This window comes from Bartonella machadoae (assembly GCF_022559585.1).
In the GTDB taxonomy this organism is placed as follows: Bacteria; Pseudomonadota; Alphaproteobacteria; order Rhizobiales; family Rhizobiaceae; genus Bartonella; species Bartonella machadoae.
In genome coordinates, this window is the sequence record NZ_CP087114.1 from 195,074 (window position 1) to 207,538 (window position 12,465).

The 12,465-nt window shown below is 37.0% G+C and carries 9 protein-coding genes and 1 pseudogene; 5 read left to right on the top strand and 5 right to left on the bottom strand.

Annotated features, from left to right (window positions below; translation table 11 throughout):
- Window positions 1–320: 320 nt before the first annotated feature.
- Both LNM86_RS01030 and LNM86_RS01035 read left to right on the top strand, forming a co-directional pair.
- On the top strand, window positions 321–614 hold the full coding sequence (locus LNM86_RS01030) for a YggT family protein (RefSeq protein ID WP_241438069.1): 294 nt from the start codon (window positions 321–323) through the stop codon (window positions 612–614).
- 23 nt (window positions 615–637) lie between these two features.
- Window positions 638–958, top strand: a complete 321-nt coding sequence (locus LNM86_RS01035; RefSeq protein ID WP_241438070.1) for a DUF167 domain-containing protein — start codon at window positions 638–640, stop codon at window positions 956–958.
- A 41-nt stretch (window positions 959–999) separates the two neighbouring features.
- On the opposite strand, the gene ppa is transcribed toward LNM86_RS01035, so the two are convergent.
- The 3 genes from ppa to mgtE form a co-directional block, all read right to left on the bottom strand.
- Window positions 1,000–1,530 carry an inorganic diphosphatase gene (ppa, locus tag LNM86_RS01040; RefSeq protein ID WP_241438071.1) on the bottom strand — a complete coding sequence of 177 codons (531 nt, stop codon included), beginning with the start codon at window positions 1,528–1,530 and terminating at the stop codon, window positions 1,000–1,002.
- Window positions 1,531–1,596: 66 nt separating this feature from the next.
- Window positions 1,597–3,423: a translational GTPase TypA gene (typA, locus tag LNM86_RS01045; protein ID WP_241438072.1), complete on the bottom strand. Its 1,827-nt coding sequence runs from the start codon at window positions 3,421–3,423 to the stop codon at window positions 1,597–1,599.
- 831 nt (window positions 3,424–4,254) lie between these two features.
- A complete protein-coding gene (gene mgtE, locus LNM86_RS01050) occupies window positions 4,255–5,631 on the bottom strand; it encodes a magnesium transporter (protein ID WP_241438073.1) in 1,377 nt (458 codons plus the stop codon).
- A gap of 346 nt (window positions 5,632–5,977) precedes the next feature.
- Between mgtE and LNM86_RS01055 the strand changes: the two genes are divergently transcribed.
- Window positions 5,978–8,002, top strand: a complete 2,025-nt coding sequence (locus LNM86_RS01055; protein WP_241438074.1) for a M3 family metallopeptidase — start codon at window positions 5,978–5,980, stop codon at window positions 8,000–8,002.
- A gap of 184 nt (window positions 8,003–8,186) precedes the next feature.
- Window positions 8,187–8,827 (top strand): annotated as a pseudogene (locus LNM86_RS01060) (integrase); the annotation flags it as partial.
- Window positions 8,828–8,941: 114 nt separating this feature from the next.
- Here LNM86_RS01060 and LNM86_RS01065 read toward each other — a convergent pair.
- Window positions 8,942–10,009 (bottom strand): SGNH/GDSL hydrolase family protein, encoded by a 1,068-nt coding sequence (locus tag LNM86_RS01065; RefSeq protein WP_241438075.1) that lies wholly within the window; start codon window positions 10,007–10,009, stop codon window positions 8,942–8,944.
- A gap of 15 nt (window positions 10,010–10,024) precedes the next feature.
- Entirely contained in the window at window positions 10,025–11,281 is a 1,257-nt protein-coding gene (locus LNM86_RS01070; protein WP_241438076.1) for a lytic murein transglycosylase, read from the bottom strand.
- Between the two features lie 266 nt (window positions 11,282–11,547).
- On the opposite strand from LNM86_RS01070, the gene galU reads away from it, so the two are divergent.
- Window positions 11,548–12,438 carry a UTP--glucose-1-phosphate uridylyltransferase GalU gene (galU, locus tag LNM86_RS01075; protein ID WP_241438077.1) on the top strand — a complete coding sequence of 297 codons (891 nt, stop codon included), beginning with the start codon at window positions 11,548–11,550 and terminating at the stop codon, window positions 12,436–12,438.
- Window positions 12,439–12,465: the final 27 nt, after the last annotated feature.

A 12,465-nucleotide genomic window follows, 5' to 3' on the forward strand; every position in this document is an offset into this window, starting at 1 on the left:
AGGTCGTCTTTAATTTAAGCGTTTTTTGTAACAGACTTACAGTTAAAACGATGAGATTATTATGTAAGGGGCTTTTAGAGTTTTATTTAAAGGTTCTCAGATTATTCGCTGTTTTTTCTGTTTTAGTGAGTTCTTTTTTTCTCATATTTTTTATGAGGTTTCCCATCATTATAATAGAGATGAAGAGTTTTGGTATTTGGATTTTCTATTTATGGAAAAAGGAACATTGGAGTACGACACCATTGTCCCATCAATAGGCTTATTTTAATGAAAGCTCTCTATACACCCTTTTGTTTCTTTGATTAAAAGAGGAATAAAACATGGTTTATGCGTTGCTTCAGGTGATAGATCTCATTTTTAATATTTATATAGATATTTTAATTGTAAGTGTCATTTTTTCTTGGTTGTGTGTCTTTAATATCATAAATGCACGAAAGCGCTTTGTTATTCTAATAGGGAGCTTTTTATACCGATTGACAGAGCCAATTCTAAGTCGTGTCCGGCGGGTTTTACCAAATTTTGGAACAATTGATATTTCACCTATTGTAGTTTTTCTCATTATTTATTTTATTCGTACTTTCATGTGGCGCGCTTATGCCGGCATGTATCTATAAAAATACTGTGTAAGATACAGAAAATGTTTTATCAAAATGATGATAATCATGGCTTGAGTTTATTTGTACATCTCACTCCAAAGGCTTCCGTTGATAGAATAATGGGAGTTAAGTGTAGGGATGACGGAAAGCAATATTTGGTTATACGCCTCCGTGCTGTTCCTGAAGATGGAAAGGCAAATAAGGCTCTCATTCAATTTTTATCGAAGCAATGGAAAGTTCCATCTTCTTCTATTTGTCTAAAAAGCGGTGCAACATCTCGTTACAAGCAACTTTATTTTTCAACACATTTGGAAAAGCTAAAGCAGATATGGCGATCTTTAGAAGATGATCTCTCAAAGTAAAAAAGCCTATTTTAAAAGATAGGCTTTATTTTTTGCCGTGGTTATATTTTTTTGTTGCGATCAATCGCTTGCTTAATGAGTTCATGGGCAAAATCTTTATCCCGCCAACCTTCAATTTTAGCCCATTTCCCAGGTTCGAGATCTTTGTAATGTTCAAAGAAGTGTTCAATTTGTTTAAGGGTGATTTCAGGAAGATCTGTATAGTTACGAATATTGATATAGCGTTTTGTTAATTTTGGGGTAGGAACAGCAATAATTTTTTCATCTTTACCACCATCATCCTCCATCATGAGAGCACCGATAGGACAAACATTAATAACACAACCTGGGATCAGTGGACGGGTATTACAGATAAGTACATCAATAGGATCACCATCATCTGAAAGTGTATGCGGGACAAAGCCATAATTTCCTGGATAGACCATTGATGTATGAAGAAAACGATCAACAAATAATGCTTCCGATTTTTTGTCCATCTCATATTTTATTGGTTGACCACCAAGAGAAACCTCTACAATAACATTGATATCTTCTGGTGGATTTTTCCCAACAGGGATTTCTTTAATATTCATGGAAACATCCTTTCTGGAGTAATGAAGCTAAGTACAATAAAATATTCGACGGAGAAAGTCATAAAATTAGTTTGAAATTGATGCACGTGTTTTTTCAAAACGTTTGCGTTCATTGGGATCTAAATAGAGTTTGCGTAAACGAATATTTTTAGGAGTTACTTCTACAAGTTCATCATCTTGTATCCAAGCTAGAGCACGTTCTAATGTCATTTTAAGCGGGGGAGTTAATTTTACGGCTTCATCTTTTCCAGAAGCACGCATATTGGTTAGCTTTTTTCCTTTTAACACATTCACTTCTAAATCGTTATCACGTGAGTGTATACCAATAATCATGCCTTGATAGACTTTAACACCGGCATCGATCACCATAGGTCCACGATCTTCAAGATTAAAAAGAGCATAAGCGACAGATTCACCGTTATCATTTGAAATCATAACACCATTAACGCGACCACTAATATCCCCTTTATAAGGTTCATAGGCATGAAAAAGGCGATTCATAATGGCAGTGCCACGTGTATCAGTTAAAAGCTCGGATTGATAACCAATGAGTCCTCGCGTTGGTGCATAAAAGACAAGACGGACACGATTACCTCCAGAAGGGCGTAATTCAACCATTTCACCTTTACGTTCGGACATTTTTTGCACAACAGTTCCGGAATATTCCTCATCAACATCGATAACAACTTCTTCGATTGGTTCAAGGGTTGTTCCGTTTTCATCTTTTTGCATCACAACGCGTGGCCGTGAAACACTAAGCTCAAATCCTTCACGGCGCATATTTTCAATAAGAACGGCAAGTTGTAATTCTCCTCGTCCTGAAACGTAAAAAGAATCTTTATCTGCCGATTCTTCAATTTTAAGGGCTACATTGCCTTCAGCTTCTTTTAACAAACGATCACGGATGACACGGCTTGTTACTTTATCGCCTTCGGTTCCGGCAAGAGGGCTATCATTGACGAGAAAGCTCATAGTAACAGTGGGGGGATCAATTGGTTGAGCAGTAAGAGGTTCATTGACTGTAGGATCACAGAAAGTATCGGCAACGGTACCTTTTTGTAGACCGGCAATTGCTACAATATCACCGGCAACACTTTCTTCAATAGGTTGTCTTTCCAACCCACGAAATGCCAAAATTTTTGAAATACGTCCAGTTTCGAGAAGTTTTCCATCTTGCCCAAGCACTTTAACACTTTGATTGGGTTTTATAGAGCCCGAATGAATGCGCCCTGTAATAATTCGCCCAAGAAATGGATCTGCCTCAAGAATAGTTCCGATCATACGAAATGGTCCCTCCGCGACATGAGGGGAAGGGACATGGCGGGTGACAAGATCAAACAAAGGAGCAAGTCCCTGATCTTTCGGGCCTTCAGGAGATTCAGCCATCCATCCATCACGACCTGATCCATAAAGAATGGGAAAATCAAGTTGTTCATCGGTTGCATCAAGAGCAGCAAAAAGATCAAAAACCTCATTGATAACTTCATCAGCTCGTGCATCAGCACGATCAATTTTATTGATAGCAACAATTGGACGTAAACCTACTTTCAATGCTTTTCCAACGACAAATTTCGTTTGTGGCATTGGACCTTCAGCAGCATCAACAAGCACAATTGCGCCGTCAACCATGTTTAAAATACGTTCAACTTCTCCACCAAAATCAGCGTGACCTGGTGTATCAACAATGTTAATTCTGGTATCTTTCCAAACAACGGAGGTGACTTTTGCTAGAATTGTAATTCCACGTTCTTTTTCGATGTCATTTGAATCCATCATACGTTCGCTGGTACGCTGGTTATCACGAAAGTTTCCTGATTGTTTGAGAAGTTCGTCTACGAGTGTTGTTTTGCCATGGTCAACATGGGCAATGATGGCGATATTACGCAATTGCATAAATTTTCTTCTTTTCGTTTAATGAAATTTCACTTGAGGCAACGCCTTTGCGTTCCTTACCTTACTCTTACACAACCTTTTACATGTTTTTTTATAATTTTGGAAGAGGGATAAGAAAAACAATTCAATCAATTGCTGCATCTTACAGTAAAGAATTAAGTGATTATTGATTTCATTATATTTTTTGAAGTATTATCTTTAGTTTCGGGGCTTTTTAATCGATTTAAGGGTAAATCTTTTAAGATCTGCAATTTTGTATAAAAGATTTTTGCTGTTCTGTTCGTTTGAAGAACTTTTCCAAAACCTTTAAATATGTAAGCATTTTATATGAGGCATACGATAGAGAAAAATACTGTAATTTGCTCGTTTATAATATCATTTTCTTATTTATTTATATGCACTTTATTATGAATTAAAAAATATTTATTTTCATCTTGTTAAGAAGGAAAGTTTTGTATGCATAAATGAGATTTGAGAAAGGACGTGATATGCCCTTCATAAACGGTCTTAATGCAAGAACATTTGTAATATTGAATGATGGCAATGAGAATGTTAACAAACATCCATTTTTCTTTATGTTATCTTTGTTTTTTCTTTAGAGAATACGTTAACATATATTCGTTGGACTCTAAAATTTCTTTTTGACTCTTCATTGAATATTTTATGCTTACTCATAAGTGAAGCATTTGGAATAATGAACTATGACAATATTAAAAGAATTTATTTAAAATGTATGGTGCTTTTTTATATTTTAAAAAACAATGTTTTGTTCACACACTGCTTACAGAGCAAAGATTTTAAGTTGTATGAGGTGAGTTTTTGCTTCCCATATTAGAGCAGAGTTCCAGATAAAATAAAGGAGGCAACAGAAAAATAGATCACGATTCCCATAACATCCACTAAAGTTGCTACAAGAGGAGCTGAAGCGCTTGCTGGATCAAATCCAAAACGTTTAAGAATAAAGGGAAGCATGGAGCCGGATAAAGAACCAAAGGTAACAATTCCAACCAAAGCTGCACCCACTGTTATGGCAATAAAAACCCAATGTTCACCATAATTGTAAATACCGAGTTCTTGCCAAAGTGCAATACGCACCATTCCAATAAGTCCAAGCAAAAGGCCAAGAGATATCCCTGCTGGAATTTCACGGAGGATAATTTTCCACCAGTCTTTGAGTGTGAGCTCACGTAAAGCTAAAGCACGAATAATAAGAGATGTTGCTTGCGAACCCGAGTTTCCTCCAGAACTCATAATGAGAGGGATAAACAGAGTGAGAGTGATGACTTTTTCAAGTTCTGTTTCGAAATATTGCATAGCGCTTGCTGTTAGCATTTCACCAAGAAAAAGCAGTGCGAGCCAACCACCACGTTTTTTCATCATTCCTAGAAAGTTGATTTGCATATAGGGTTTATCAAGAGCTTCCATACCCCCAAATTTATAAGCATCTTCACTCATTTCCTCAACCATTGTATCAAGTACGTCATCGACGGTCACAATACCGATGACATGATTACTATCATCGATAACTGGTACAGAGAGAAGGTCATGGCGTTGAAAAAGACGTGCAATATCTTCATGATGTGTAAGGGGAGATATTGTAATAGGTGTATCATGTGTAGAAATATTGAGAATTTGATCATCAGGTGAGGCAAGGATAAGGCTACGCAGCGAAACAGCCTTGAGAAGAGTACCTGTTTTAGGATCAATGACATAGCTCGTATAAACAGTTTCGCGTGTTCGTTCAACATCACGAATGTAATCCAGAGTTCTTTTTACCGTCCAGTTTGCGGGGATTGCTATAAACTCTGTGGTCATCATCGCACCGGCTGTATGATCAGGGTAACTGGTCAGTTTTTTTAGTTCAGCGCGTGTTAAAGGTTTGAGCAACGCATAAAGCCTAGTACGGGTTTCTTTATCCATTTCTTGAAAAACATCGGCAGCAGCATCAGCGGACATACCGTCAAGAATTTCAACTGAACGGTTAATAGGAAGAAGCTCAAGAATAGCTGCTGGTTGCTCAAGTTCTGGTTTGTCAAACAGTTCAATGGTGTAATCAAGAGGTAAAAGGCTAAGAATAGCTACACGCTCTGTGATATCGAGATCATTGATGATATCAATCGAGTCAGCAAAATGAAGATTTTTTAATTCCTCGGCGATAACTTCAGGTGAAGAATTTTTGAAGTCGAAGGTCGTTTTAATTTCAGTCATAACAAAGTACCTTCCGAAGGATTGGAGAATATAAATTTATATCATGGATAGGTATAACAAAAGTTATGGAAGATTTAAAAAAAACCTCCCCGATTGTAGTTATTCAATTGTTAATATTGGAAATAAAGTCAAGGATAGATTACGGATTATAAACAATTTCATGAATAAGACATATAGAAATTTTCATTTTTTTATCTTCTTATAAGAAAAATATGCTGGATGTTTGCTTTTAAAAGAGAAATCTGAAAAGCATTTTGCAACGCACACAATAATTTTAGTATATTATCAATTTGTGTCGTAAAGGTAAATTATATACATCAAATTCATAATGGAGAGAGAGAATATTATGACAAAAGAAGCAGTTTTGGACTGGAAGGGATTTTCAGGGCTTCCTGATTTTTCTTCAATAAGTGATGAAGATTTTAGACCCGCTTTTGAACAGGCTCTTCAAGAAGCAGAACAAGAGCTAGAGACAATTGCAACGGTTCAAGAACCAGCGACACTTGAGAATTTTTTACAGCCTTTTGAGCTTTCTGGAAAAGCGCTTGATCGTGCCTGTTCAATCTTTTTCTTGCGTTCGAGCGCAGATAGTAATGCGTTGATTCAACAGTTAGAACAAGAGTTTGTTGTAAAGCTTTCTCGCTATTCTTCGAAAATTATGATGGATGCACGGATATTTGCGAAAGTAGATGTGCTTTATAAACAATCACAACAAGGCATGTATGATAGTGAAACAACACGTGTTCTTGAATTATGGTGGAAAAAGTTTGTTTGTAATGGTGCAAAACTTAATGAAGAGGATAAAAAGCGGCTTGTTGAGATTAATGAGAAGCTTGCTTTTTTAAATGCTACTTTTGGTCAACATGTTTTAAAAGATGAAGCTGAATGGGTTTTATTTTTAGAACAAACAGATTTGTCTGGTTTGCCTGAAGACCTTATTGCTTCAATGAAGGAAGTTGCGCGTGAAAGAGGACATGAGGGAGCCTATGCATTAACATTGGCACGCTCAATGATTGATCCTTTTTTAAAATTTTCTCATCGCCGTGATTTACGGGAAGTAGCTTTTCAAGCGTGGTCTAAACGTGGTGAGAATGACAACGAGAATGATAATCGGTCAATTATTTTAGAGATTATAGCGCTTCGTGATGAGAAGGCTAAATTATTAGGATATAACTCTTTTGCAGATTTGAAACTTGATAATACTATGGCAAAAAGTGTTGATGCGGTTATGGGTCTACTCACCCCTGTATGGGAACGTGCAAGAGTTAAAGCTTCTAGCGAACAAATAGAATTGCAAAATTTTGCACATAATCAGGGAAGCAATGAGACTTTAGAAGCTTGGGATTGGCGCTATTACGCTGAAAAACTTCGTTCTGAAAAATTCTCTTTCGATGGATCTGAAATTAAATATTATTTCCAGCTTGATCGCATCATTGAAGCAGCTTTTGGGGTGGCAGAAAAGCTTTTTGGTATTACATTTGAAGAAAAGAACGCTATTCCACTTTGGCATCCTGATGCACGTTTGTGGGAAGTAAGAAAATCTGATGGAAGCCTGCTAGGGCATTTTATCGGTGATTATTTTGCACGTCCTTCAAAAAGATCTGGTGCATGGATGAGTAATTTACAATCGCAACATAAATTGAATGGTGGACAAAAACCTATTATCTACAATGTTTGTAATTTTGCTAAGCCCCCCAAAGAAGAGGTTGCACTTTTATCACTTGATGATGCACGGACACTCTTCCATGAATTTGGTCATGCATTACATGGTTTGCTTTCTGATGTAACATGGCCATCTGTATCAGGAACATCTGTTTCGCGTGATTTTGTTGAACTTCCTTCTCAACTTTATGAACATTGGTTAACTGTACCAGAGATTTTAAAATCGTATGCTACACATGTAAAAACAGGGCTTCCTATGCCACAAACATTGATGGATAAAGTTTTATCCGCACAGAAATTTAATGCTGGTTTTGCTGCGGTTGAGTTTACCTCATCGGCTCTTGTAGATATGGCTTTTCATCAGGGAAAAACAGTAACTGATCCAACACTATTTGAGCGCCAAGAATTAGAAAAGTTGCAAATGCCCAATACCATCATCATGCGTCACCGTCCTACCCATTTTTCGCATATATTTTCAGGGGATGGTTATGCTGCTGGTTACTATTCTTATATGTGGTCGGAAGTCCTTGATGCTGATGCTTTTCAAGCTTTTGAAGAAACGGGGAATGTTTTTGATTCAGAACTTGCTGATCGCCTAAAGCGTTTTATCTATTCTGCTGGGGGAAGTCATGATCCAGAGGGACTCTATAAAGCCTTTCGGGGGCGGTTACCATCACCAGAAGCCATGATAAAAAAACGTGGGTTGTAAGAAATAAGATATTGATTTTAAAGATAACTTATCGTTTTTCCTGTTGAATGAGAGATGCGATATCCTAAGTTTCTCTCATTTCAATTCTGCTGGCATTGAATCAATTAAAACTCTCTCCTCGCACATCACAAATGGGATGATCATGTGGATAAAAACCTGAAAAGAAAGGTATAAAACGCTTTTAATAAATCGCCTAAATGCAAGGGCTGTTGCAACATTGGGGGCAGGTCAAAGAGAAGAATGGTTTGTTCCTTCACAAGTGGAAAAATGGTAATGCTCAAAGGATTGACCAACATACCATCCACGGGCGGTGGTGTGAAATGGGATTAGGTGCTTTAAGAAAGGTTTCTTAAAAAAAGCCCGTGAATGTGCAACACAATGGTGTTCTGTTTTGCATGAGGGGCATGATCCCATCATTAACAAATATGAGAAACAAAACTATGAGTTAATTGCGTAATCTTTATTATCTCAAAGCCATTGCTGTGGATGCTTTTGAAAGTCGTAAAGTAGCACAAAAAGGAGATGATAAGGATGGAGATTGGTTTTCACCTTCATATCCTCCCTAAATGAGGCTGCCTCGCTGTTTCAGAAATAACATGAACAAGATATACGCGACACGCTTGCCCTTATTGGGCTACAAAATCTGCGACAGCTAATAGAATTTTTACCCATCTCAATATTTATTTCAAACATGCTGCCGCATTGGGATTGGATTTTGCTTTACAAGCAACAGAAAAAGTATGCGCACTTTTAGGAAAACAATGTCATAAAGCCATTAAGAGCCCAGTAATGGATGAGAAAGAGAGAATGGTATATAAGGCCATACCGTTGTTATGTTCTTTCCTGCGATTGCGCTTTATGCCAATTGCTCCTCCATTATGGTTATATAAGTAAAATCTTCATTTGTAGAGCAAACGAAGATTTTGAATTTTAAAGGTATCAGGGGAAAGAAAAATTATCAGCACGGTCTTTTTGATGACCGTTTTCTGGAAGCCATGATCTTTTTATAAAGTTTTGATCTATTTTATTGAGTAATCCAGTATTTTGTTGTGCCATATCATGAAGGCTTATTGGAGCTTGACGTTCAATATTTTGTATTTCTTGCGGAATATTTGAAGTGTTGATATTGATCAAAAGTGAATTTTCATGAGTAAGTGTATGAAAATTTAAAATATTTTCCAATTTTTTTTCTACATAAGAAGCAAGTTTTCTCTTTCCTTCAGAGGTAAAATTGATACCATCATGGGTGCGTAATCTTACGACTTTTCCATTTATATCATAACCTGAAAAAGAAAATTGCCCTTGTTCATCAATAAAACCATCCCAAACACCGATAAAATATCCTCCAGCCCTTTCTGTTTCTTGCTTGTAGAGTTCATTGAGAATTTTCATTTTTTGTGTCAAATTCTCATCTCCAAAAGCAGGTTGTCCCATCCATATCCATGGTTTTCCTGAAGTATGAAGGACTTCAGCAATTTCAAAAACTCTTTGCTTATAGAGACTGAACCATTCTGCCTGCATTGTATTGAATATGCCATGAGACGTTGTTATTGGTTGATTATCATTGGCTCCAATCACCACGATAATAGCGTCAGGCCTATCATTCTCAATGAGCGTAGAAATATTATTTTTCCAAGAGGTTTGATCGGTGCGGACCAAACCAGAATTTGATATTGCATGATTTATGACGATAAGATCACTCTTATCCATAAAAGACATCTTAAGCGCTTCGGCAACAGCAGAAGCGACAAAATCCCCTATGACGAGAATACGTTTTGCATTTTCTTCTTTTCGCTGTTGTGTTTTTTTTTGTATTACAATCCTTTTTTGTGGTTTGTATCTCTTTTGTTCTATAATTTGCGGATGTTGTTGTGGTTGCTCTTGTTTGTTATGTTCTAACAACCACTTAAAAAAATTTGTCGCTTGACTTGGCGAGGGTTGTATAACACTCACAAAAAAGAGAGAGAAAAACAGGCAGATTAAATATATTTGGCGTAAATAAAACAATCACTTTACTCCAAATTATTGTTTTCTAAGAAGAAAGAGGACTTCATGGGTTGGATATCCATTTGTCGTTAAGCCGTGCCGCCTTTGAAAAGCTTGAAGCGCTTTTCGAGAGGCAGTGCCAATTTTGCCATCAATTTCTCCTTTATAATAGCCAAGCGCCATTAAGCGCGATTGCAGTTCTTTGCGTTCATGAAAAGTAAGGGGTTTGAATGGTCGTTGCCAATCCTGAATGAGTCCAGGTTGTCCAGCAATACGGTTAGCAAGAAGGGCGACCGCTAAAGCATAGCGGTCCGCATTATTATAACGTTTCAGCACAAAGAAATTTTTTGTTACTAAGAATATAGGCCCCTTTAGTCCATCTGGATATTTCAATATTGCTTGTTCTGATGATGAAGGTAAAGGCTGCCCATTTGCGTGTTTTACGCCTAGCTTTGCCCATTGCTCAAAGGAATGCCAATGATCTGGAAGATTTTTGCCTTTTGGCAATTTAACTTCTACACCCCAAAGGAGGTTAGATTGCCAACCATTCATGTGGAGCAGGTTAGCAGTAGTTGCGAGGGCATCAGGAACAGAATTCCAGATATCACGTCGTCCATCCCCATCCATATCAATAGCATAAGCGAGATAACTGCTTGGAATAAATTGCGTATGTCCCATTGCGCCCGCCCAAGATCCAGTAAGTTGTGCACGTTTAATTTCACCACTTTGGAGAATTTTCATTGCAGCAATGAGTTGCGCGCGCGCGTATTTTGCACGTTTTTGATCAGCATAGGCTAGGGTTGCGAGAGAACGAATGGTATCACGCATAACAGTTTTATTTGCTAAAATTTTTCCATAATTGCTTTCCATTGACCAAATAGCGAGGAGAATATTACGGTCAACACCAAAACGTTTTTCAATTTGAGGAAGCCAGTTTTTCCATTTTTGAGCTTGACGCTGCCCCTCTAAAATTGCAAAATTATGAATACGGTTATCGAAATAGTTCCATGGATGATCAACAAATTCTGGTTGATATGCAGCTTTTTTTAAAACGTCTGGATCGATTGCCGTAACGGTTTTAAAAGCCATATCAAACGTAGCAGGGGAGATATTATTGGCTATGGCTGTTTTTTTAAACTCTTTAATCCAATATTTAAAACTATTATCAGCCTGTAAAAATGATGTAAAAAACATTAAAAAAGCTGAAAGAAGAGCGGCTAAACCTATAATAAAAGTTTTCCAATTTATCAATTTTTTGGGAGAAGAGAAAGTTTTAGGTTTTGTCTTTTGCATTTTTAAATTCCCCCTCAATCATTTGAGTATTTTTATGTGCAAGAGTTTCATTCTTTTATTTGGTGTTATCGATGATATTATCAAATGAATAAGAAAGACTAAAACGGATTGTTTGTTTTGCAGGAAGATTCCCAATAAATTATCATATTTTTACATCTCTTTATATTTGCAATCAAAACAATAAGATATCTTTTTTACCATTTAATAAAAACTATGTTAACTGAAAACAGGAAATGATACGATAAATAAGAAAGGGTAAGGTGAGAGTGGGTAAAATCCGGAAAGCAGTATTTCCTGTTGCGGGTCTTGGAACACGTTTTCTTCCAGCAACAAAAACAATTCCTAAAGAAATGCTGACAATTGTTGATAAGCCGGTGATTCAATATATTGTAGATGAGGCGCGTGAAGCTGGTATTGAACATTTTATTTTTATTACTGGACGTAACAAAGCCGTTATTGAAGATTACTTTGATGCCCAAGTTGAGTTATATACAACTCTTGCAAAACGTGGGAAAAAAGAAGAGCTTGAGCATTTACACAGTTTACAGCCACCACCAGGAACAACTTCTTTTACGCGTCAACAGCAGCCTTTAGGGCTAGGGCATGCTGTTTGGTGCGCGCGTGAATTGGTTGGAAATGAGCCTTTCGCTTTATTGTTACCGGATATGCTTATACAAGCTAAGAAGGGTTGTCTTTCTGAGATGATCAATCTTTATGAGAAAACCGGTGGAGGAAATATTATTGCTGTTCAAGAGTGTGATCCTAGAGAAGCGCATAAATATGGTATTGTTGGACGAGGCAAACAGATTGCAAACGGTTTTAAAATTACCAAAATGGTAGAAAAACCAACAAAAGGAACAGCCCCATCGAATTTATACATTAATGGACGTTATATTTTGCAACCAGAAATTTTTGATATTCTCTCCAATCAAGAACGCGGAGCGGGAAATGAAATTCAATTAACAGATGCAATGGTAAGGCTCTCCAATGAACAGGACTTTTTTGGTTTCCAGTTAGAAGGACTGACCTTCGATTGTGGTTCGAAAGCTGGTTTCATTGAAGCCAATGTTGCATTTTCTTTAGCACGAGCTGATATGCATAGCCAAGTTTATGCTTCATTAAAAAAATTACTAGAAATCATTAAAATTACAAAATGATTGTAGATCTCTCATTTAATTTCATTT

Coding starts and splice junctions, on each gene's coding strand:
- LNM86_RS01030 (WP_241438069.1), top strand. CDS start 321: ATGGTTTATGCGTTGCTTCAGGTGATAGATCTCATTTTTAATATTTAT.
- mgtE (WP_241438073.1), bottom strand. CDS start 5,631: ATGACTGAAATTAAAACGACCTTCGACTTCAAAAATTCTTCACCTGAA.
- typA (WP_241438072.1), bottom strand. CDS start 3,423: ATGCAATTGCGTAATATCGCCATCATTGCCCATGTTGACCATGGCAAA.
- LNM86_RS01070 (WP_241438076.1), bottom strand. CDS start 11,281: ATGCAAAAGACAAAACCTAAAACTTTCTCTTCTCCCAAAAAATTGATA.
- LNM86_RS01055 (WP_241438074.1), top strand. CDS start 5,978: ATGACAAAAGAAGCAGTTTTGGACTGGAAGGGATTTTCAGGGCTTCCT.
- ppa (WP_241438071.1), bottom strand. CDS start 1,530: ATGAATATTAAAGAAATCCCTGTTGGGAAAAATCCACCAGAAGATATC.
- LNM86_RS01035 (WP_241438070.1), top strand. CDS start 638: ATGTTTTATCAAAATGATGATAATCATGGCTTGAGTTTATTTGTACAT.